The following is a 24,928-nucleotide window of genomic DNA, read 5'->3' on the forward strand; positions in this document are numbered from 1 at the left end:
GCAGCATGGCTAGAAGCGGTTTTTTACCTGAAAACGCCATTCCCAGTCATCGACATTTTCTCCATTGGTAAAAGGCACGGCTAAATCAATATGACCGACACTGCCATAGCTTGATTTTGACGAGTAAACTCGCGCGCCAATGCCAATACTGCCGATGGGAGAGTTGACTTCATTATTATCGTCAGGCCCACCAAAAGCTTGCCCCACATCCACAAAGGTCGCCCACCCCAGCTCTGCTAACTGGTATAAATTAATATTGGGGTAATAGCGCACTTCACCTGTCACCAGCCATTGATTATCACCATATTGATAATCATTTGGGTAACCGCGCACACCTGTTTCATCACCTAATGCAAAAGGTTTATCGAGGTAGTTATTTTTAGAGGCCGCGAGACGGGTTTTGGCATATGCAGCCCACTTGGGGTGAATTTTATAAAAGTACTCAGCTTGAGCGCTAACATTATAAAAATCCTTTTGGGTAGTATTAAAGCTGGCTTGGCCTGCAAAGTTAAACAAGATTAAGTTGTCACCTTGTTGATAGCCTCGACTGGTGCTCAAATTAAGGTGATAACCTAGCTCACTGCCTTCAGCAACATCATTGGTTTCAAAGCCGACTCTGCCGTAATGACGCCAACCTAAATTGAAGTCTTCATTATTGTTGATCAGGTGAATATTGGTAAAAACTTTGTAGTCGTCTTGCAGGTATTCAAAACCGATCCACGGATAGATAAAATCTCTATCTTGAGGTAGCGGGCTGTCAGGAAAGGTTTCGCTTGGTCCAAATTGATGTTTATCCTGGGTAATACCGAGTGTTACTCTTGAAAGATCAGCGTCTGTTTTATCTAATAACCAACCAAAAGACAGGGCTGCATAATCAACGTTATGTTCGAATTCATTAACGTCCTCACCATTTTGTCTCAAAGTATCAATACGTTGATCAGTTAAGTACTCTGCAAAATACTGATCTTTAGTGTCCAGTGAGTAAAACGGTTTGTTGAAATAAAGGTGGGTCGCTTGCCCGTCACTGTTATCGTAGATGTTGGCCGAAACCGTGGCGTGTTGAATAATTTTAAGGGGCGCGGTAATGCCAAATTTATAGCCCGTTCTGTCAGCATTAGACTGGTATTTTAGGCGTGTTTTTATTCCTAAACCCATCAGATTATCTTCTTTAATCCCTACTGAGTATTTAGTTTCGCCGCCACTGGAACTTAAACTAAACGTCGGCAGTAATGACCAGTTATCCCAGGTTTCGACCACCACTGTTTGTTCATTGGTATCTGAGTCAGGGGCTTTTTGTGACGCGTAAATTTTAGCGTCTCGTAAGTAGGGTTCTGCGCGCAAAAGTCGTTGTGATTCAGCAAAGGTTTTTTGGGTGACAGCATCCCCTTCTGCAAAAGTAAGCTTGTCTAGAATGGTGGGTTCAGTGGTATTGATATGGAGGAAATTAGCCCAGTGATGAATGAAAAAGGCATCAGGGTCGCTTTCATCAAAAATAGCATTACTGACCACCACAATATTATCAACGGTCATGGGACCTTGATTATCTGTGGTCGTCGGTGTCAATATTTCGGTTGATTCGATTGTACTGACAACCACTTTATTTGCCGCTGGTTGTTGTTTGCTGGGCACTTCTGCCTGAGCAATCGAAGGAAATATAACTGTGACGACGAAAATGATTACCATAGCGCAAATGGTCATATTCATCGTTCCTATTTGCTAGTGCTCTAACTAGTGTTCTTATTAGGTTTTTGTTAGTTCTATTATTATTTCTGCAATTAGACCTTGTATTAGATACTTATCAATTCGCTTTATATTCGATACGTTAATTAAGCTTATTTGGATTTAATTCATCAAGGCTATATTAGCTAAAAGTGTTTTTAAGCTGTTGAGTCAATAGCGATTTATCTTGTAGCGTTTTGTTTGCTTTGATTGATTTAAGTATGGCGCTAATTTTAAAAAACGGCAGGATATTTTATTAAAAAACCAATAATGATTGTTGTCGCGCATAAAAAAGGAGCCTTAGGCTCCTTTTTTATTGAAAGATTTAATCGCTCGTTGAGTTATAGGCTTCTTCGTGGTGGCACAATAACGTTGGCAAAAATCAGTCCTGCAATCAGTGACATGAAAATCAAGAATACTTGGGTACCTAAATGAGCTTGATTGAGCATCGTTTCACCCGAAATCATCGCATTTAATCCAATGTAGGTTTTACTTCCCGGTACCAAGATAACAATACCTTGTAGCAGGGCAATAGATACAGGGGCTTTCATCCACCGAGCATAGAGGTTTGAATATATACCTACGGCCAATGCACCGACGAAAATACCAATCGACTCTCCTAAATAAAGGCCGCCAAGCATAGCGGAGAAATACGCCACAATGCCTGCGCAAATTCCCCAAGGTGAATCTTTGATACGTGCTTTAAAGATGATAACGAGTGCCATTGAAAGCAGAGGCACCGCAGCCCAAGAGGCGTAACGAGGTAAAGCATCTGGCTCAATATATACTGACTCACCAAACATCACTTTACCCAGTGTCATCCCAAGTACTGCGCCAAAATACAACTTAAATAACAGCATTATCGCATCCATGATGCGCGCAGTGCCGGATATTAAATCTCGCGCAGCCAGTTCAGCAAGGCCAAGGGTTAGTGCTAAACCCGGCACAAAGATAATGATGCCCGATAAAATCACCACCGGGATATTAATACTGGGGTCAATGCCTGCAGCAATGCCACAGGTTAAAATGGCGCAAACCACTGCAGCTAACGGCTCGAGCATTTCTGCTACTCGCTTAGATTTTTCAGCCCAAAAAACTAGACCGTAAACTAATAAACCTAACATGCCAGACCAAAAAACATCGTTCCAGCTGGTGTCCATTAGCATGGCAAAAGCGCCAGCACTGATGCCAAATGACATTAAGGTTAAACCGTGACCATAAGGGTTAGGCTTGTTGGCTATTTCTTCTAATCGTTCTAGGGATTCTGCTAGGGTACGTTGGCCGGTGCTGAGCTCTTCAACCAAATCAAAGGTGCGGGCAAGAGAGCCTAAATCTAAGTCGCCAGGTTTAACGCGGGCAACATGATTGTATTCTTGTTCAGTATCGTGCTGGAGCACAAAGGTCATCGAAGTGGGTGAAATCAAAAAATACCCTTCGATTCCAAGAGTAGATGACACCGTTTGCAGGTGCGACTCTAGTCGATATGCAGGGGTTCCAAATTTATGCAGGGCTTTGCCTAATCTTATGATAAATCTGCGTTTTTCAATGAAGCTGGAATCGTTCATTAGGCGTGTATCACTCTAGTCTATTTGGGTAGTGGTTCATTGGCGCGAATAGTAACCGAAATGGGGTTGGCTGAATACCTTCAATTCATCAAATTTATGTTAAAAATGTGATAATTCCATTTTGATGTAATGTGTATAGAATGAATACTCCATTGTAGTCAATTTATGGCTTACTGCAGAAAATAACAATAAGGAAATGCAACACATGTCATTGATGATTTCAGGATTTTACGCCAGCTTAACCGCGCTACTTGCGATAGGTTTATCTATTCGAGTCATAAAGCAGCGTCGAATCAATAAAGTTGGTATTGGGACTGGTGGAAATTCTGATTTAGCCCTCGCAAAACGAGTCCATGAGAATTTACTTGAAAATGCACCCATGGCGCTTATTTTATTTATGCTGGCTGAATTTAATGGCTTATCACCTGCAATATTGCATTGCTTTGGCACCATTTGGATAGTTGCTAGGTTATTGCACGCAATTGGGCTGACTGTGGGCAAGGGCGGAATACATTTTGGCCGTAAATGGGGTGTGTTACTGACTTGGTTAGTGGTCATCGGCTTAGCGGTTGTTAATATTGGCTTTTTTATTGGTTTATAAACTTATAGCCAAAAGTAATAAGTAAAGTCATTGTTTTTAATAAGGTTATAAGGCGAATTAAATAGCTTAAAAATCTTATTTTGCTGTTTTTTTAGTCACACTTAGTGTGGTGTAACTGCTATACTCCGCCTCCATAAAAAAGTTGGGTGAGTTGGACTAAACTTTATGTAGTTCAATTCACCATAATGATGATGTTTATTGTAGGCAAATCTCATGCAAGTTGAATCCACGTTATTTAATTACCCAAGATACTGGGCCGAATGCTATGGCACGGCACCGTTTCTTCCTATGTCTCGCAAGGAGATGGATCAACTTGGTTGGGATAGCTGCGATATTATTATCGTCAGTGGTGATGCTTACGTGGATCATCCAAGTTTTGGTATGGCAGTCATCGGTCGTATGCTTGAAGCGCAAGGGTTTCGAGTGGGGATCATTTGTCAGCCTGATTGGTCAAATAAAAATGACTTCATGAAGCTCGGTCGCCCGAATTTATTTTTTGGGGTGACAGCCGGCAACATGGATTCGATGATCAACCGCTACACCGCAGATCGCCGTATTCGTAGTGATGATGCTTACACACCAAATGATGAAGGTGGTAAACGCCCAGATCGCGCTGTGACGGTTTATACCCAGCGCTGTAAAGAAGCCTTTAAAGAAGTGCCAGTCGTCATTGGTGGTATTGAGGCAAGCTTACGTCGTATCGCTCATTATGATTATTGGTCTGATAAAGTGCGTCGCAGTGTTATTTTTGATGCCAAAGCCGATATCTTAATTTACGGTAATGCAGAGCGTCCGCTGGTGGAAGTGGCACATCGTATTGCTAACGGTGAGAAAATGACTGACTTGCACGATATTCGTGGTACAGCCGTCATTCGTCATGAGCCTTTGCCGGGTTGGAAAGGCATGGATTCTCGTAAGCTCGACCAACTTCATAAAATCGATCCTATCCCCAACCCTTATGGGGCTGATGATGTTGGCTGTGAAAAGTTGTCAGGGCCAACCGATAAAAAGATTTTTGATAATGATGCACCTAAAGCGATTAGTGTGCAGCCTGCTAGACCTAAGCCATGGGAAAAAACCTATGTGCTGCTCCCAGCTTATGAAAAAGTGGCTGAGGATAAATTCTTATATGCCCATGCTTCACGTATTTTGCATCAAGAGCAAAATCCGGGTTGTGCCCGTGCGTTATTTCAAGCTCAAGGCAACCGCTCGGTGTGGGTAAACCCGCCAGCATGGCCATTAAATACTGATGAAATGGATGCAGTATTCGATTTACCGTATCAGCGTGTGCCACATCCAAGCTACGGTAAAGCAGTCATTCCAGCTTACGACATGATTAAAACCTCGATTAATATCATGCGTGGATGTTTTGGTGGTTGTTCGTTCTGTTCTATTACCGAACATGAAGGGCGAATTATTCAGAGTCGTTCACAAGAATCAATCATCAAAGAAATTAAAGATATTCAAGAAAAAGTACCAGGCTTTACTGGGGTGATTTCAGATCTTGGCGGCCCAACAGCCAACATGTATCGTTTAGGCTGTACCAGTGTAAAAGCGGAAACCACGTGTCGTCGTTTATCTTGTGTTTATCCAAGTATCTGTGGCCATTTGGGGACAGACCATAAGCACACCATTGATTTATACCGTGCAGCACGTGACGTCCCTGGAATTAAAAAGGTACTGATTGCCTCTGGTGTACGTTATGACTTAGCCACTGAAGATCCACGCTATGTTAAAGAGCTGGCTAAGCATCATGTAGGCGGCTATTTAAAAATTGCCCCAGAGCATACCGAAGATGGCCCACTCAGTAAGATGATGAAGCCGGGTATGGGCAGTTATCATAAATTCAAAGAGTTATTTGATTTTTACTCGAAAGAAGCGGGTAAAAAGCAATACCTGATCCCGTACTTTATCTCGGCACATCCGGGCACGACTGATGAAGATATGTTGAATTTGGCATTGTGGCTAAAGTCAGAGAAATTCAAACTGGATCAAGTACAAAACTTCTATCCATCGCCAATGGCGAATGCCACTACGATTTACCACACTGAACTGAACTCGTTGAAAAATGTAAAACACACCAGTGAAGAAGTTACCGTACCTAAAAAAGGTCGTCAGCGCCGTTTACACAAAGCATTGCTGCGTTACCATGACCCAGCAGGTTGGCCGCTTATTCGTGAAGCGCTGGTTGCTATGGGCAAAGAACACTTAATTGGTAATGGTGCGCAGCACATCGTGCCGCCAGAGTCGCGCAACGAGCGTCAAGGTTATCGAAACGGTAAGGGGGGCGGTAAGAATGATGGCAGTAAAAAAGCTTTCACTCGTTTCTCGGGTAACCAGTTCGATGATAGAAAATCCTCGGGTAAGAAACCGACCACTGCCAATAAAGCTAAGGCAGCCGCTGAAGGTAATGGCGCTGGTAATGCTGGTGGAAAAAGTAAACCTGCAGGTAATGGCAAAGCGTCGAATAGCAATGGTTCTGGTAAATCTAAAATTGGTTGGTCGCAAAAGAAAAAGCCATTTGGAGCTAAAACTTCTGGTAATTCAAACAATAAGCAAGGTAAACGTCCTGCTAAGGCAAAATAATACCAGTTTATTCGCACTTATTTTTTGCTTAAGTTAACCGAAATACGCTTTAATAAAAAACCGCCTTTATAGGCGGTTTTTTTTTCAGGTTAAATTAAACAATCACTGTTACTGTGGTTTGTTAGTAAAAGTTAATTGATCGATACCAAAAGGAATAATAATGAAAAAAATATTGGTCGCTGGTGTAATCAGCAGCATGGCGCCAGCTATTGCAATGGCACATGCCCCTCAAGAAAACCCGCAACATCAATATTTTGATGCTATCGCAGCTTATTGCGGTAAAGCTTTTGCAGGTAAAGTCACTGCTGGCAATGAAGCAGATTCAGCATTCAGCAATAAAGCATTAGTGATGCATGTGCGTGAATGTAGCGACACAGAGCTTAAAGTTCCTTTCCATGTAGGTGATGACCATTCACGTACTTGGGTGATTACCAAAACAGAAACAGGCTTGCGTCTAAAGCATGATCATCGTCATGAAGATGGCACTGAAGATAAAGTCACTATGTATGGCGGCGATACTGCTGACATGGGCACCGCCACTCAGCAATCATTTCCAGTCGACCAAGAGTCTATTGATAACTTTAATGAAAACGGCTTAACGGCGTCAGTAACTAACGTGTGGCACATGTATATTGAACCAAACGTATTCACTTATCGCTTAACCCGTGAAAATCGTGACTTTAGAGTCGACTTTGATTTAACTAAACCAGTGGCACTGCCGCCAACGCCTTGGGGTCATGAATAATGTCACTGAAAGCATACATTGACATAAGATAACCATAGTCTGACAAATTTAACAAAACCTCGAGCAACACCAGTACACTAAATGTACTGGTGTTGCTCGAGGTTTTTGTACATGTATATAAGGAATTTACGTAAGCCTTCGCCCAATAAAAACGTTTTTAAATTCGCGAGTGCAAAAGTGAGCGAAACAATAATGTGTGAAAGCACGTTGGAGTTCGACGCATGTTTTCATCATGAATATAATGAAACAATTGCGACTTTTGGCAGTCAACCAAAAAAATACATAGACACCCATAGTTAATGGCATCAATCGTGAATTCCTACTAAGCTTGATTTGAGCATTAAACAAGGAGGTTATGATGCCGCGCCCTCGTAGAAGCCAAATTAGCCTTGAAGACACCCCTTATTATCATTGCTGTAGCCGTGTGGTTCGCCGCGCTTTCTTAAAAAATACGTAGACACCCATAGTTAATGGCATCAGTCGTGACTTCCTACTAGGCTTGATTTGAGCATTAAACAAGGAGGTTATGATGCCGCGCCCTCGTAGAAGCCAAATAAGTCTTGAACTCTTGTCAACGAGATAGTCCTTATTATCATTGCTGTAGCCGCGTGATTCGCCGCGCCTTCTTATGTGGTGATGATAAATACACAGGTAACAACTATGACCACTGACGAGGATGGATTGAATCACTCATTCTTGAACTGACGGATGTGTTTGCCATTGTTGGTCAAGGACATGTCGATAGACCTATTTACAAGTGAATGTGCAACCCATTACGGTCGAGTTTCACGGTGCTCCACGAATGTAAGGCAATCAAACTGGCAAAGTAGCGCTTCAAATCATCGGTTGAAAGGTTATTAGGACATGCATCGAAATAAGCACTAATGCGCCTGACAGCGTAGCTTCGTTCAACAAGAGCATTAATGATAAATCACAATCAATACGAATTATCGTACAGCTTATTATCTGCATATTAGTTCTGAACTGTAATCTCATTACATCATCTATTGGTAATGCCTATATTTAAATTGGTAATGATCAGGCTTACAAATTGGTAATACATTTTGGCCGCTGACTAACTTTGTTCTGTTATTTGGTAATGTTGCCATATTCATTGGTAGTGAATATAAAAACTATTCAACAAAAATAGCTCGTTATTTTCGTAAGCTATTGTTTATTTTGCTTCTTTTTATTGTGTAGAGAATGTGTCAAGCCAATGCGTTAGTCTTTTTTATGCTCTTATTACTACCAATTTTGGTTTTTGGTAATACTTTGGGTTCTATTTTGGTTGACAATGATGTGTTGTGATGGTTATATTTTGTTTAATATAAAGTTACAGTTGTGAGTAAATTGTTAACCATACGACTGTATTGGGTAAGTTATGTATGATTCTATGGGTAGCAATTAATCATAGCTCTTTGATCATATACAACAAAGAGTTCTGCTTCTTTTTACAACGAAATTAGATAATTTTTGGTGTTAATTAGAAGCAAAGATTTACCTATTTTTATTACGTTTTTCAGGGGTCGTTAAGTTCATGTGTAGGTGCGCCACTATATGCTGCACATATACAACAAAGAGAGCGTAAATTATAAAGGATTTCAATATCAACACGCATAAATCTTACCGACATTTTCAAAAGAAAATGTGTGACGTTTTCGCTGTGCTATTTTTTGCTTTAGCTGTTTTTAGCGCATCACTCAATGCTCAGGAAATTGAGGGGAATACGCTTATTCCTAAGTCACACACTAGCCTTGCTGAAGGTGTTTTACTGGGGGATTTGTCAAAACTCGATCCGCTTAAAAAGCCAGGTGAAAACTTTGACTTACTCGATTGGTCATTAACGTTGCCAACCGATCTCAACGAAGATAAAAAAGCTGATACCGTCTATGAGAAATCATTAAGTAAAGGCTTTAACTTAAAGCCATTTTTTTATACAGCAGATGATGGTGGCTTGGTATTCGCTTGCCCAAACGTAGGTGCCAAGACCTCAAAAAATACAAAATATGCGAGAACCGAACTACGCGAAATGCTACGTAGAGGTAATAGTCGAATAAAAACGCGTGGCCTGACTAAAAATAACTGGGTTTTCAGCAATGCGCATGGTTCGGCGAAAGCTAAGTCTGGGGGAGTTGAAGGCAGTTTGGAAGGGACTTTGGCAATAAACCGAGTATCTACCACTGGTGATGAAAAAAAGGTCGGACGCGTGATCATCGGCCAAATTCATGCCACTGATGACGAACCCATCCGTTTATATTACCGAAAATTACCTGGCAACTCGAAAGGGTCTATTTATTTTGCCCATGAAATAAATGATGGTGATGATATTTGGATAAATATGATTGGCTCACGTTCACATACGTTATCAGATCCTGATGACGGCATCGCCTTAAACGAAAAGTTCTCTTATAAAATTTCCGTCGAAGATGAAGTGTTGTTCGTCACTATAATCAGGGAAGGTAAGCCTAATATTACTAAGTACTTTGATATGAAAGATAGTGGTTACAGTACTAGTAACCAGTATATGTATTTTAAAGCGGGTGTTTATAACCAAAACAATGGCGGCGCTGATGGTGATTATGTGCAAGCTACTTTCTATCATATTCATAACATGCATAAAGGGTATAAATTTTAGCGCAGTTAATACATCAATTTAAAATTCGTAACTCGTAACTACAATTATTGGTTGTATTTTTATTTAAATTAATAGGTTAAAAATTTTGTTTGGGTTTCGTTTGTTGAAATTAATATAACTCTAATTTAAATATAAGAATTTAAGGTAGTCACCTGCTTGCAATAATAAATATAAGAATTTAAGGCAGTCACCTGCTTGCAATAATAAATATAAGAATTTAAGGCAGTCACCTGCTTGCAATAATAAATATAAGAATTTAATGGCAGTAACCTGCTTGCAATAATAAATATAAGAATTTAAGGCAGTTACCTGCTTGCAATAATAAATATAAGAAGTAAATGGCAGTAACCTGCTTGCAAAAAAAATATACCAATAAATGGCATTAACATGCTTATTAAAATACTAAGGGGAAGTACGGTATGTCGACGAAGTTAAGTAAAAAAACAAAACCCATCCATAAAATAGGGAAGTTCAAGCTTTCACCTATAGCAAAATGGATGAAGCTTGCTGCATTTACTTCTGTAACCAGTTCTTTTGCATTTTCGGCAATAGCACAAGAAGCCGAAACTGAAAATCTAGATAAAGTTGATAATGATATAGAAGTTGTTGTCGTTACTGGTACACGTAAAACAATTCAAGACCAAATTTCAATAAAGCGTGAATCTACCACGGTTGTTGACGGTTTATCTGCTTCAGATATTGGTGATTTACCTGCACTTTCAATTGGTGAGGCGCTAGAAACATTAACGGGTGCATCATCTCACCGTGAAAATGGTGGTGCTACTGAAATCAGTATTCGTGGTTTAGGTCCATTCTTAAGTGCCACTAACATCAATGGCCGTGAAGCGACCAATGGTAGTGGTGACCGTTCAGTTAACTTTTCTCAGTTCCCATCAGAGTTGATGCAGAAAGTCGCTATTTATAAAACACAAGACGCTTCCATGATTGAAGGTGGGGTTGCCGGTGTTATTACTCTGGAGACACTTAAGCCTTTAGATTTTGGTAAGCAACGTTTTCAGGCTGAAGTAAAAGGTAACTACAACCCAGACCAAGCAAACGTTGACAATTCACTTCAAGGTGATTTGGGCTACCGTGGAACACTAAGTTATGTTGATCAATTTGAGTTTGATAACGGTCAAGCATTTGGTTTGAGTGTAGGTTTGCAGCGTCAAGATATTAGTCAGCCAGAAGCTGAATATAGAAGCTCAAGCCCAACGGGTTCATCTTTGTGGGCATGTTTGAATGATCCAACCGATACCAATACCGGTTTTTTCCGTAGCTCAGCGGGCGATTGTGAAGATGAAATTGTTGGCTCAAATAACCAAGGTTATAATAATGATATTGATCCAGACACAGGTCTTGCAGTAGATGATGGTAGAGAATACGCATGGACTGGCTCAAGCCGAAGCTTCCGTCAAAATGAAACATCTGATGAAAGAGACGCTTTATTCTTTGCTTTACAATACCAACCCTCAAATAAATGGGATATCAATTTTGACGCGCAAATTTCAGATCGTACCCAAGCAGAAGCGCGTCATGATTTAATTTTCTTACAAAAGCGCGTTACACCGGGTGTAACGGGACAAAATCTGATCACAAACGATGTTGGCGGTATTCTACATTGGGAAGGTGAAGAACGCATCGAGTCTGCGGGCGAGCAATTTTCGCGTGAAGAAAAATATCGTGGATATGGCTTGAACGTTGAACATTTTTTCTCTGATGATCTAAAGATTAGTCTTGACCTTGGCTATTCAAAAACCAGCCGTGAAGAACTACAAATAACAAACCGAGGAAGAACGAGCTCTCGTCCTTTCTTATCTTGGGATTTAGGTGAATATATTCCTCATTTCACAGTGACTGATTTTGATGTGACTGATATTTCCAATTTTACTGATAGCCTTCGTACTCGTATCGACAGAGAAAATGTCCGCGATAACGAAATTATGGGTGCACGCCTTGATATTGATTATATTCTAGACAGTGATTTTTTTAGTAGCGTTCAAGCTGGCGTTCGCGTTTCTGAGCTAACATTTGTTCAATTTGGTGGCACGAACGGTAATGGCTCAAGAACTACATATAATTTAGATGAATCTGCAACATCGGCCATCGATGTACTTGAAGGTTGCCAAATAGCCTTCCCTGAGACTGATTTTTTATCCAGTGTTTCTGACGGTGATATTATCACCCATGTTGACAGTTCAGGTAATGTTGTAGAAAGCGGTACAGGCGCTTCGTGGGCAACTTACAATAACGAGTGTTTCTCTCAAGCAGTAGCAGCATCACAAGGCGGCGAATTCGCATACCCAGAGGTTACATACGAGAATGCGGGTACTATTGACGTAACAGAACAAACTACCTCTGCTTACGCCATGCTTAATTACGACACTGAAATGTTTGGTAAATATATTCGTGGTAACTTTGGTGTTCGTGTAGTGGATACTGACGTTACCTCTATTGGCTTTCGAGAAGGTTTCGACGTTGTCACTGATCCGGCGACAGGTATCGTCGAATTGGTACCAAACGGAAGTATTGAAAAGATTGTTGGTGGTGGTGATTACACTGAAGTACTACCAAGCTTTAACTTAGTCGTTGATTATGATGACAATATTCTCCTAAGGGCAGGTATTTACCGAGGTATGTCACGTGCAGATCCATCTGATCTAAGTTATAGCCGCACATTCGTAACCGATGACTCAGATGACCCTGAATCAGTTGAAGATTTGTTGGTTGGTGTTAATGGTTCAGGTAATCCTGATCTTCAACCATTAATGTCATGGAACTATGATGCAGCTGTTGAATGGTATCCAAGCGATGACTCTATGGTAGCGCTAGGTGTTTACTATAAGCAATTCAATGGCGGTTACCAACAGCAAACACAGTTAGAGAATTTTATCGTTGACGGTGTGGAAGTTTCTTTACCTATTACTAATTCAGTCACTACTGACGAAAACAGTGACCTTTATGGTTTCGAAGCGACATTCTCGTATCGTTGGGATTTAGGCATTGGTGTGAAGCTTGGTTATAACTACGCCGATACAACCTATGAGTTTGAAGACAGTAACTACGGTGAGACCTATACGACTGATTTAGACGGTGTAACCACTCAGCTTACCGCAGGTATTGTTCCACCTGCCTCAGTACCTGGATTTTCTGAGCATGTATTTAATGGACAGGTTTACTACCAAATAGGCGGTTTTGATACTGCTCTTATCTACAAGTATCGTAGTGAATACTTCCAACCATACACTTCTAACGGCACAAGACTGCGTTATGTTGATGAGGCAGGTATTTGGGAAGCTCGTGCTGCTTACAAAATCAATCAACACCTTCGCATTAAAGTTTCAGCAATTAACTTGTTCAGTGAGCCTCGCAGTGATGACTTCTATACCCAAGGTAACTTGGGCCAAGTAAGTGATTATGGTCCTCGCCTGTTCGCAGGTGTCAGCTTTAAGTACTAGCCAAGTCTAGTACTTAAATAAAACAAGCTAAATTTGGAAAAAGAATCTTTTTGGAGTCATAAAAATGAATAATAAATCTCTTATACCGCTCATCATTGCGACAGGCCTATTAGGTTGTGGTGGTGATGACGGTGCTGAACTCGATGGTAATACTCGCGGTAGTATAGCAATAACCGGAAGCAATTTTATCGCTGGCGAAACAATCTCTGCAGCAGCTACTGATGCTGATGGAATTCAAGCAGACACCATTACCTATGTTTGGTCTACAGGTACTATCGGCACATCTTACACAATTACTGAAGCTGACGAAGGCACTGTCATTTCTGTTTCTGCTAATTATACCGATGATGCAGGCTTTACCGAAGGCGTAGGTGCATCTACACCCACTATCAATCCAACCTTAAATGTTTCAGCTAGCATTATTAAAGGCCCTATTGATGGTGCAACTTGTGACATATTTAAAGTTGATGATAGTGGTGCTGCGGTTCTTCCAGAGCAAGGCACTGCAACCTCTGACACTTCAGGTGGCGTTACATTTAGCAATGTACATTTCGAAGGTGCGGGTTTAATTGCATGTACTGGCGGTACTTATACGGACGAATCAACAGGTTTAACCTTAGATGCTCCTCAACTAAGATCTGTAGTGAATGTAGTTGAAAATATAATTGAGACTGATGAAGAGGGGGTGGAAACCATACTACCACCACCTACCTATGTTGTTTCTCCTTTAACCGAAATGGCTGTTCAAAACGCGGGTAGTGATTTAAACCAGTTTGCTGACGCAGCTGAAATAATTAATGCACGTTTTGGTATTCGTTTTGATACAACAGAAGTGCTTCCTACTTTAGTTGGTACTGTTGAACTTGGTGCTGATGGTGCTGAAGATGCTGATAGATATGGTTCTGTGTTAGCGCTACTATCACAAGTTGATGCAGACAACGCAGACGCAGATTTATCTACCGTTATGGAAGATCTTGCTAGTGACGTCGCTGATGGTTCTTTTTCTGAAGAGTCTTTAGTTACACTTGAGACAGCACAAATTAATTTGCAAACTACTTCACAAGTTGCTAGTTCTGTTGATGAGGAGTTACTGGATGTAATTGGAGCCGCTGTTGGTTATAACAATGACCCTGTTGCAGCAATCATCGAAGGTGAATTTGGCGGTACTGTTCAACATACTGCTACGGATCCATTAACTGGTTCACTAACCATTATTGATCCAAACTTCGAAGAAGATGCTTTTGTTGCTCAAACTGATGTGACACTTGATTATGGTACATTTAGTATCAGTGCCAACGGTAGTTGGTCTTACACGGTTAACACTGCAAATGATACTTTAGCGAACCTTGAACTAGGTGACTCTGTAAGTGATTCAATCACTATCGCTTCTATTGATGGTACCACTGCTGAAATTAATATTCGTGTTGCTTCGCTTACTCAAGTTGTAAAAATAAGCGATACAGGCGGTGATACGGGTGAGATTAGATTTACCGTTGATAACCTTCGTCAAGGTAAGCTGAGTGCATCAATATCTAAAGAGGTTGCGCTTGGTAGTGATGGAAATATTAAAGATGCTTACATTACGCTTTATGGCTCATCTGGTAGTTCTAGTGAATCGCTTATAGATTTGCGTATTCAAGGAACTCAAATTCAAGACGACGGCACCGTAATTGACCCTCGTTTCTTTGTTCGAAATACTGACAGTGACGCTTACCCTGGCAATATAATCACTGCACCATTTGTTGAAGAGCAGTTTTATGATGTAGCAATCACATGGGACTTAGATCAGGCAGATCAAATCACCGTGACTATTGATGGTGAAGTGATTGGTGGAGGTTCATTCTCTACTGCAGCAGTTGTTGACTCTGATTATACAGGATTAGACCAGTGGTTCGCTGATGGTGTTAAAGCTATCCAATTTAGATTCGGTGATAATGATAGAACGATTCCTTTCGGTTCTTTCTATGCTGATAACATTGAAGTATTTTCTGATACCGCTGGCACTACAAGTATATTTTCAGATGACTTTGAAGGCTATGATGCAGGTGAAACTTTAGATGGTACAGACAGCAAATATAGCTTAGCTATTTACGCTGAAGTGTCTGTATTTGATGCAGGCGATGGCACAGAAGAACCTACGCCAGCAGTATTCTTTGATTTAACTGGAAGAATTGCAAGTGATGAGGCAACGGCAGCAGGTGCTGTAAGTGTACTTGACCCAGATGATGGCGAAGCTTTTATTGTTCAGACAACCTTAATGGGTACATACGGTACATTAGCAATTTTAGAAGATGGCTCTTGGACATATACCCTCGATACTGCTGATGCCACTATTGCTGCACTTGTTGTGGGTGAAAGTGAACTCGATACCTTTACTATTGAATCTTTTGATGGCACTACCGCTGAATTAGCAATCACAATTACAGGCACAATTGTTGTTGATACTGGAGCAAACAATGTTGCCAGAATGGCAGATACATCATTAACTGCTGACGCTGAGTTACGTTTAACAACGGATCCACTTGCTGAAGGTTCTATTTCTACAACCATTAAGCTACAAGCAATTTCTGGCTTCACTGCTACACCAGAAGTTTCTGAAGATAATACCGCTTACATCAGTATCTATGGTGGCTCTGCTTCTTCAAGTAACTTAACGGGTGAAATTGTCTTTGCTAAAGACGGTGCTGTTAAGTATCGTGATGCAAATAAAGATCAACAAACCATTGATGGCTTAACTTATTTTGATGATACAGATATTGATGTAGTTCTAGCTTGGACAGCAACAGGTTATTCACTTTCAATTGATGGTGGTACTACGTTCTACGGTCCTTATGAAGCAATCAATACAGGTACAGCGACCGAAACGTATCAAATTCGTATTGGTAGCTCTTCGAAAGAGTCAGCAAAAGAATTACTCGCTGATGATATCGTCATTGCTGATGAGAGCGATATGGCAGTGCTATCTGAAGACTTCGAAACTTATGCTGAAGGTGAAGATTTAAGTGCAATGTATTCAAGTTCTGCTGAAGCAACCGTTAAGACCATAGCGGGAAGTAGTGTAAATAAAGTTGCCCGAATGGCTGACACATCACTAGACGCTGACGCTGAGTTACGCTTAATCACGACTCCACTTGCTGAAGGCTCTATTTCAACAACCATTAAGTTACAGGCGATTGCTGGCTTTACTGCAACACCAGAGGTTAGCGAAGATAATACCGCTTATATTAGTATTTATGGTGGCTCTGCCTCTTCAAGTAACCTAACGGGCGAAATTATCTTTAGTAATGATGGTAGTGTTAAATATCGTGATTCATCTAAATCGCAGCAAATCATTGATGGCTTAACGCATGCAAATGATACCGATATTGATGTAGTTATAGATTGGACTGCAACAGGTTACTTTTTGTCAATTGATGGCGGTACAATGTTCTACGGTCCTTATGAAGCAATCAATACAGGTACAGCGACAGAAACGTATCAAATACGTATTGGTAGCTCTTCGAAAGAGTCAGCAAAAGAGTTATTAGCTGATGATATCGTGATTGCTGATGCAACAGATACGGCGATTCTATCTGAGGACTTCGAAAGTTATGCGGTGGGTGACGATCTAAGTACGACTTACTCGAGTTCTGCCGAAGCAACAGTGCAAGAAGACTAATTAACTTGCAGTTGTAAATTAATGTTTTAAACAATGTGTTAAAAATGCCGCTTATTGATAGCGGCATTTTTTGTACTTATTTTGTAGACCAAACTGTGCTATTTGAATGCGACTTTCGCTCTTTTAAAAGTGATAAATAGCAAAGTATCTATTTTTCCTCTTTATCTTTTTCGTCTTTAGCGAGTTTTTTAAATATCAAGCTATAAGCATTTTAACAAATAGGTGAATGAAAATAGCAGATTTTAGATCAAGCTTTTAGAGCGCTTGAGGTAATTAAATGAAAGGCAACCATACAATAAAGAGACCTTTATGCCGTACCTGAAATATCGGCCAAAATTGTTAACTTATCAGTATTAGATAATGACTTGATTGATCTCGTCACTGTAATTAAATAGCCACTCATTTTCTTTGCTTTACTTTTACACTCATTATGCTTAAGCATCTCAATAATATTACTGATTGACGTTCCCATATAAATCAAGAATATGTTGGGTCAGTGTAAACTTTAATTTATTACCATACATTTTCTAATCTCACAGCTCACTTTTAGAATTTCTGCATTAACTTACTTTTGTCCAAAAGTGAGCTAGAAAGAGCTAATGTCTTATTAGTAATAAAAGAACATGACACTATTCTCATTTATTAGTGAATATTACTATTTGTCAGCTTATGGTTATATTTTATGTCAGCTTATGGTTATATCTTTAAGCTAAGTGATTGAAAGTAAAATAAGGGTAATGTCAGCTTATGCTTGCAGCGAAAATAAGTTAAGTTCATATTAATTCAATCGGCAAGTTTGCGTATTAGATAACTCTTACACCATCTGACATCATCATTGTTTAATAGGGCTGTTAATCAAAATAGCACTGCTTAATTTATCACTTTGTCCCCAATATTCGGCAAAATCCTTAAGTGTCATGCCTGATTTATTCGTCAGGTTTGCATCGCATTCATGGTTATATAACTGCTTAATTATTGTAAATTCTGCCTTAATTACAGCGCCCATTATTGCAGTGTTTCCTCGCTTATCCTGTAAGCAAGCATTGGCGCCCATTTCAAGCAATGCTGATGTTGCTGATGGATGGCCGTTGTACGCTGACACCATTAAGGCGGTGTAACTTTGGCTATTACGTTGATCTATAGGGAAGCCTGCTTCAATAAAGTGGGTTAATACTTCTACATCGCCCGTTCTGGCCGCTGCAAAAAAGTAATCCATTAATAGCTGTGTTTCTTTATCAATATCTTGACTGGGCGTAATAGATTGAGCCGCATCATTCTTGCTCAAATCATCAATATTGCTTGTCTCTACAGGTTGAGCTGCTGAGTAAGACAATAATAAATAAGCCATAACAAAACTGGCTGAAAAGCCGATTTTTAATAAGTTCGGGATAGATTTTAATGAGGTCGACATATAGTAAGCACCCATGCGAATAAAAAATGGATAATGAGGATGGCCTACAAGACGCACTCTAAACGGGCAGAAAAGAGCACAATTACGTCTTGCAGGACTTACTCTGTTGTCTAACGCTGGCCCAATGCGTTAGTTCAATACAATGAGAGTTTAAATGTTGGCTCTTTTTTTCACCTCTTTAAGGTTACCGTCAACAGCTTTGGTTAAACGTTCTCCAAACTCTTTATCTGCTTGATAGAAGTAACTGAGCATTTGATGTTTAACATTTGCGTCTGCCACTTTGCCTAAATCGCCTGACAAGTTGGTGATAAGGTCACTTTTATCTTGTTTGCTTAAACTTCTATACAACATACCTGCTTGAGTGAAGTTATCTTGTTTTGCAATCACGGCTTGTTGCACTGTGCCTGATAAAGGCGTGTTCACAGATTTAAAACGAGCATCATCACTCAAAGGCAGGTTTCTGCTTGGTTGATAGTTAATATCAGACTTAGTATTAGCGTAATTAGCTGCGCCTTCTTGATTGTGATTGGCTACAGTCACTTTTGCTTGGTTAATCGGTAACTGAGATAAATTAGCGCCTAAACGGTAGAGCTGTGTATCTGCATAAGAGAAAATACGCCCTTGAAGTAACTTATCTTCTGATGGCTCAATACCTGGAATTAAGTTAGATGGCGCCATTGCCACTTGTTCCGTTTCTTGGAAAAAGTTATCTGGCACGCGGTTTAGGGTCATTGTGCCAACAGTCGTTTCTGGCACATCAAGCCACATCTTGGTTGCGTCAAGCGGGTTGTAAGTGAAATTATTGAGCTCACTTGGGTTCAATATTTTTACTTTTAAATCCCATTTAGGGTAGTTACCTTTGCTAATCTCACTGTAAAGATCATCAGTTAAGTGATTGAAGTTTTTCCCTTGCATTGCGGTGACTTCGTCAGGTCTTAACCCTTCAACACCTTGTTGGCTTACCCAATGAAATTTAACGTAGTTAACTTGATTTTCATCATTAATAAATTTGTATGCATGAACACCCCAACCATCCATTTTACGGTAGCTAGAAGGTGTACCTAAGTTGGTATAAACCCACGTTAGCATGTTAGTTGCCGTTCCTTCATGGCTGAAAAAATCGAAGAAACGATTAGGATCTTGAAGATTAGTGACAGGAGATGGTTTTAGTGAATGAACCATGTCAGGAAATTTAATCGCATCACGGATGAAAAATACAGGCAGGTTGTTACCTACAAGATCCCAGTTTCCTTGATCTGAATAGAAACGAGTCGCGAAACCACGTGGGTCACGTAAGGTTTCTGGCGAGCCTTTAGAATGGACAACAGTAGAGAAACGTACAAAAACAGGTGTGGTTTTACCTTTCTCTGCAAAAGGTGCAGCTTGCGTTAGCTTGCTTAAATCAGTGCTGGCGACGAACTCACCATGGGCACCAGTCCCTCTTGCGTGTACGACACGCTCTGGAATTCTTTCGCGAGCGAAACGTTGTAACTTTTGAATCAAATGGACATCTTGCAGAAGTACGCTGCCATTACTGCCCGCAGTGATTGAGTTTTGGTTATCTCCTACAGGAGCACCATTGTCACGGGTTAATGTTTCTGCTTGAACACTAAATGCCAAACTCATTGATAAGATTAAACAGCTTTTTTTTGTTATATCCATGGGATTCTCTCAATTAACAACTCACGCTCTTTCTGCCTGTTAATAATGTAACCGCAAAAAATGATTGTTTGCAGTGGTATTAATCGATTAATTGAATCGGTTAATTGAATCAACAAATGCTGTTCAGCTAAATTAGCGCTATTGGAATGTATTCAGGAACTTGAGGAGAAAGTGGATCTGAGTTAGAGCTAAGAAGGAATAGAGTGGCTTAGTTTAGAACCTACAGTTTAGAACCTATAGTTTAGAGCCTAAGTGAATTTGTCCACCTCGTTAGAGGTGATGTCTAGCCCTCTATAACCCAAATTTGCTTTGATGATTTGGAAATAAAGCTAACCCTTATTTGTAAAAACTACCTGTTAGATTCATGTAGTTTTATTAGTTTTTAGAATTTGTCAGCTTATGCTTTTAGTGACAAATAAGCTCAAAAGAGTTCGGCTCTTATTTTAGTGAGTAAAAAGGCTGCTATTGCAGCCTTTTTAATGGGTGACAGTTTTATTGTCTAAATAAGCTTATTTCGCATCAAAGCTAAAAGCTTGGCCGGCAATGGCCGCTTCATACATTAAACCGCCTTTTGCAGCAGTAAATATCGCCATGCCATTCATGTAATTAGCTTTTGCTGCGGTGCGATTTCCGGCATTACCAGCTGCTGCTGAGTTACCTGTCGACCCAACCTGTGCATTGGCGCCTACTGTAATCGCTACTGCTGAAGCTTGAGCGCTAAACTCAAAGGTACCGCTGGTGAAGTCATCATAAGCGGCTTTGTTTTTGAAGAAGATAATCTCGCTGTAAGCTTGGCCGCCTAACTGAAAGCCAATTGATAATTGAGATAACGTTGAGTCACCAGTGTGGATACCACCTTTATACACTCGGCCTGCACCATAAGCTGCGCCGATGCCGATGCCACCTTTACCGACGGTTGGATAAATCGCATAGCCGTATGCATTACTAAAGAAGTTTTGTACTTCTGGTGCTTTTCTAAAGTCTTCGACAGTTTTTGAGTATTTATCAGCTCGAGCTGAAGTTGAAAAAGTCAGTCCTATTAAGATGAAGGCGACGGACAACAGTGACAATATGTTTTTCATATTTACTCCTACTGAAATGATAAAAATATGCTTATTGATTAATGGTTGTGAATTATCACAAGGTGATAATCGACTCAGATTAGCAGCATAACAAAGCCAGTGTCATAATCACAAAATAAAACGCCTAATGACAGCTATTGTTCAGGCTGGATCATTAGGCGTATTTAAGTTTTAAGCTCAACTAAAGTCATTTAAGCATTGAGTTAAGCGCGTGTCTTATTCTTTAATTCTTGCTCTTCAATATTTACTCTTCAATATTTACTCTTCAATATTTACTCTTCAATATTTACTCTTCAATATTTACTCTTCAATACCTAACACATAAAAGTCGAACCACTTTTTATCCCATTCCATTTTGGCTTTGCGGTGCTTATAGTGACTCAGGCCGTGGCCTTCACCAGGATAAACTATCAATTCAACAGGCACATTTAAGTAATGCCTCAAGGCACGATATAGTCCTTGCGCATGGCCAACTGGCACACGCTGATCGTTCTCACCAATGTGAATAAGAGTTGGGGTAGTGATGTTATTCGCTGTCGTTAACGATGACCCATGAGAGTATGCCTCTGGCTTTTCCCAAGGTAGACCTTCCATAAAGTTGACGACATGGCCGGGGGTGTCTTCAAGCATCCACTGCAGGCGTTGATCAAATACACCAGCTCCTGAACTCGCAGCTTTAAAGCGGTTGGTGGTGCTAATGAGTGCATTGGTGAGGTAGCCACCATTACTCCAACCCATGACCGCCATTTTGTCACCATCAGCAATGCCTTGCTCAATTAAGTGATCGACACCAGCCAAAATATCTTTGACTTCAATATCATGTTCGCGGCCCACAAGTTGGGTTAAAAATTCATCGCCATAGCCAGAAGAGCCACGGTAGTTTGGCGATAAAATTGCCCACCCATCGGCAGTAAACGTGCTGCGGCCGTATGAACGATGTTGCAGTGCATAAGGTGTGGCGGAGGTTGGCCCGCCATGGATTTGTACCACAAGAGGCAATCGACCTTGAGGTTTGCTGTAGCCATGGGGAAGTTCTAAAATACCTTCTACTTGGCTACCATCTGGTGCATTCCATTTTACGATTGATATTTGTGGTAATTGCCAATCACTCACTTGGGCATTGATATCGGTAATACGTTTAATTTTAGCGCGACGCTTGTTGGCATCAGCAATAAATAAATCACTAAAGTGAATTAAACCATTATGAGTGAGCGCCAGTTGTTTTCCTGATTGGCTAAAATCATAGCTGCCAGAGACGATATCGGCGTCTATAACACTGCGAGTATCTTGCTGTTTACCGTTTTCAAATTCGCTGCAGTAAATTTTTACTTTCGCTTCGATGGCGCCGCGGTAACACACTTCGTCACTGTTAGGGCGCCACTTAACATCGTCACCATTTAAAGTGACTTTATCGGGACGAGCTAATTCGGTTATTTTGGCTTTTTTCTGGCTCACATCGGCGATAAATAATTTACCGGGATGGCCATCAAAATCGATTCTAAAAGCAAGTTGTTGATTGTTTTGATGCCATGCTAAACCAAGTAACCACCCGTAAGGGGATGGGGCTTGTTGTCGCCATTGGGTATCTTGCAAGACTCGATGAGTGCGACTGTTTACATCGTATACATCAATATCTGACCAGCCTTCCAATTTGACCAGTTCATTGTCGTCAGTGGTGATACGGGCGATTTTTGATTGATTTTGATTAACACTAAATTGCCAGACTACTTTACCGTCATCAATCAACGTTTTTTGCTTATAGTGCTCTAAGTCGAGCACATGTAATGGGTTAGATTCGTGAGAGCCGTGACCGTAATTAGGGGCGCTATGGCTATTACGCATGGCGCTCCATTGGTCTGTTTCTTCAACAGTCTTATTGCCGATAAAATAAAGATTTTTGCCATCTTGGCTTAACTGAAATGCATTTACGCCTTCAACTTCTTTGGTTATTGGTTGAATGTCATTGCCATTACTGGTCATTCTGAAAACTTGGTTTTTACCGTTGAATGGCGCTTTTTCGTTGGCATCGCTGCGTTTGGTTAAGAAATAAATAAATTGTCCATCAGGGCTCCAAACTGGACTTGATTCATTTTCGTTACTAAATGTCAGCCTTTGGGTTTGGCGGGTTTTAGTGTCGACTTTCCATAGATCTGCTTGCGACTTATCAAGTTCTTTGTCCCAGCGACTTTCTACCCATATGGCTTGTTTTGCATTGGGACTAAAACTGACTTGTTTCATGATGCCAATATCGAAGAAGTCATCAATGGTTATTTTATGCTGAGGAGAGTTGGCGATAGCTTGAGTCGATAATCCGAGTAAGCCAAGTAGCCCAATATGGCGAAATGTGAATGTTGATAAAGTCATGGAGCTCCGTTCCTTGTTCATCATCTACGTGATGGTTATTTATAATTGTATGTTGTTAATTGGGTCGCTTTTCGGGTGTAGCATCCTCGATCATAATGCTTTGAAGGTAATTTAATTCTTCGGCATTCAGCAATTGTTCACTGGCTTTTTGTGGCTTGCTACTATCGTTGGAATTGGCTTTATTATTCACATTGCCACGAAAGTAAGCTGCGCGGGTTATTTGATGTAACCCATATAAAGCAAAGCCATAGACTGTGACTAATAAGGATAATCTGGCGATCGTGTGGGCTAACACAGAGATAGAGTCGCCAAAATAAAATGGTACTAACACCATCATAATACGTAAGACCCAATTCAGTAAAATCCCACCCGTTAAAATGAGTAACCAGCGAAAGCGAATGTCTTTTAAGCTTTGTTGTGTAGTGAGTTTGAAGCGCTTTTTATGTTTATTGAGAGTTTTGAAAATTAAGCCAAAATATAAGCAACTCTGTAAAATAATGAATACTGGCATGATTAAGGCAACGCGATTGATATGACTTAATTCAGAGAGGGTATTAATAGGCTGTTTTGACGCTGTAGGGTCTAGACCAATATTAAAAAGTACCGCAATCACAATGAAAAACATCGACACAAATGTTGGCATGAGATGTTTGACAATATTGCCATCTGACACTGGTATTTTTAGGCTCGCTTTACAGTAGGAATAAAGTAAAGGCATTAATAAGAAATAAAACGGTACCATTAAGGTCAAAATAAAATGGATTTGAATAGGGGCGTTCTCGCGAGTGACTGCTCCAATGGCAAAAAATAGTGCGATGAGAATGAATAATGAGCCCAGTAAACGATTGCTTTGGGTGGTATCTGGATCGTTATTGGCGTAGATATAACGCACATATAATCCTACCCCGAAGCAATGTATACCGCCGAGTAAAGATAACCAGATATAAGCTTGAGAAAAAAACGGTCCGAATTCGATTAGTTACCCCTTATTAAAGTTAAGTGATAATACCTTTAAGCGACCCTTTCAACCAGTATCCTAAGGTTTTTTTTGCTTTCGCATATGACGGTTTGAGGCAGCTTCGGGTGGCTTACCAGGGGCAGGCTTTCGTTCAGACAATAAATGCTTAATCGACATAATTGGGTGAGGGATCAACATACGCGGGCCCGAGTAGATCATTATCTCTCTGACTTTTTGTTTCATATGGGGTTTATAGCAATGAACAGGGCATTTATTACAGGTTGGTTTATCTTGGCCGTATGGGCAGCGATCTAATCGAGTTTCGGCATATTCAAGCAATGAACGGCATTCTTCACACAGTTCTTCACCTTGTGTCTGTTGATGATGAGCACGACAATATATGCCAGCCATGGCTGTCATTGTGTTGAGCTCAAATAACAATTTACCTGAAAGAATTGAAGGTTCAGACATTAATAAATACCTT

The 24,928-nt window shown here is 40.5% G+C and carries 14 protein-coding genes; 6 read left to right on the forward strand and 8 right to left on the reverse strand.

The genetic code is table 11. From position 1 onward, the window contains the following. Positions 1 to 9: 9 nt before the first annotated feature. On the reverse strand, positions 10 to 1,530 hold the full coding sequence (locus tag QPX86_RS01625) for a ShlB/FhaC/HecB family hemolysin secretion/activation protein (protein ID WP_285165122.1): 1,521 nt from the start codon (positions 1,528 to 1,530) through the stop codon (positions 10 to 12). A gap of 530 nt (positions 1,531 to 2,060) precedes the next feature. Then, positions 2,061 to 3,284, reverse strand: coding sequence for a threonine/serine exporter family protein (locus QPX86_RS01630; protein ID WP_220752409.1), 1,224 nt, complete (start codon positions 3,282 to 3,284; stop codon positions 2,061 to 2,063). A gap of 205 nt (positions 3,285 to 3,489) precedes the next feature. Here QPX86_RS01630 and QPX86_RS01635 point away from each other — a divergent pair, with 205 nt between their 5' ends. The 6 genes from QPX86_RS01635 (at position 3,490) to QPX86_RS01665 (ending at position 16,967) form a co-directional block, all read left to right on the forward strand. Next, positions 3,490 to 3,885 (forward strand): MAPEG family protein, encoded by a 396-nt coding sequence (locus QPX86_RS01635; RefSeq protein WP_220752407.1) that lies wholly within the window; start codon positions 3,490 to 3,492, stop codon positions 3,883 to 3,885. A gap of 213 nt (positions 3,886 to 4,098) precedes the next feature. Continuing rightward, positions 4,099 to 6,471 (forward strand): YgiQ family radical SAM protein, encoded by a 2,373-nt coding sequence (locus tag QPX86_RS01640; RefSeq protein ID WP_285163912.1) that lies wholly within the window; start codon positions 4,099 to 4,101, stop codon positions 6,469 to 6,471. Positions 6,472 to 6,667: 196 nt separating this feature from the next. Beyond that, positions 6,668 to 7,216, forward strand: coding sequence for a hypothetical protein (locus tag QPX86_RS01645; protein ID WP_259651214.1), 549 nt, complete (start codon positions 6,668 to 6,670; stop codon positions 7,214 to 7,216). A 1,645-nt stretch (positions 7,217 to 8,861) separates the two neighbouring features. After that, entirely contained in the window at positions 8,862 to 9,851 is a 990-nt protein-coding gene (locus QPX86_RS01655; protein WP_220752403.1) for a polysaccharide lyase family 7 protein, read from the forward strand. Between the two features lie 419 nt (positions 9,852 to 10,270). Beyond that, positions 10,271 to 13,309: a TonB-dependent receptor gene (locus QPX86_RS01660; RefSeq protein ID WP_285163913.1), complete on the forward strand. Its 3,039-nt coding sequence runs from the start codon at positions 10,271 to 10,273 to the stop codon at positions 13,307 to 13,309. Positions 13,310 to 13,373: 64 nt separating this feature from the next. After that, a complete protein-coding gene (locus QPX86_RS01665; RefSeq protein ID WP_285163914.1) occupies positions 13,374 to 16,967 on the forward strand; it encodes a VCBS domain-containing protein in 3,594 nt (1,197 codons plus the stop codon). A gap of 832 nt (positions 16,968 to 17,799) precedes the next feature. Here QPX86_RS01665 and QPX86_RS01670 read toward each other — a convergent pair. The 6 genes from QPX86_RS01670 to QPX86_RS01695 all read right to left on the reverse strand — a co-directional run bounded on the left by QPX86_RS01670 (position 17,800) and on the right by QPX86_RS01695 (position 24,915). Beyond that, positions 17,800 to 18,378, reverse strand: coding sequence for an ankyrin repeat domain-containing protein (locus tag QPX86_RS01670; protein ID WP_285163915.1), 579 nt, complete (start codon positions 18,376 to 18,378; stop codon positions 17,800 to 17,802). A 150-nt stretch (positions 18,379 to 18,528) separates the two neighbouring features. Beyond that, positions 18,529 to 20,040, reverse strand: a complete 1,512-nt coding sequence (locus QPX86_RS01675) for a catalase (RefSeq protein ID WP_285163916.1) — start codon at positions 20,038 to 20,040, stop codon at positions 18,529 to 18,531. Between the two features lie 509 nt (positions 20,041 to 20,549). Then, positions 20,550 to 21,122 (reverse strand): YSC84-related protein, encoded by a 573-nt coding sequence (locus QPX86_RS01680; RefSeq protein WP_220752397.1) that lies wholly within the window; start codon positions 21,120 to 21,122, stop codon positions 20,550 to 20,552. A gap of 300 nt (positions 21,123 to 21,422) precedes the next feature. Further along, positions 21,423 to 23,486, reverse strand: a complete 2,064-nt coding sequence (locus QPX86_RS01685) for an alpha/beta hydrolase family protein (RefSeq protein WP_285163917.1) — start codon at positions 23,484 to 23,486, stop codon at positions 21,423 to 21,425. Between the two features lie 55 nt (positions 23,487 to 23,541). Next, complete coding sequence (locus QPX86_RS01690) at positions 23,542 to 24,378, reverse strand: hypothetical protein (protein WP_285163919.1); 837 nt, start codon at positions 24,376 to 24,378, stop codon at positions 23,542 to 23,544. A gap of 144 nt (positions 24,379 to 24,522) precedes the next feature. Then, complete coding sequence (locus QPX86_RS01695) at positions 24,523 to 24,915, reverse strand: nitrous oxide-stimulated promoter family protein (protein WP_220752391.1); 393 nt, start codon at positions 24,913 to 24,915, stop codon at positions 24,523 to 24,525. Positions 24,916 to 24,928 lie beyond the last annotated feature (13 nt).

The sequence above is a fragment of the Shewanella goraebulensis genome, from assembly GCF_030252245.1.
In the GTDB taxonomy this organism is placed as follows: domain Bacteria; phylum Pseudomonadota; class Gammaproteobacteria; order Enterobacterales; family Shewanellaceae; genus Shewanella; species Shewanella goraebulensis.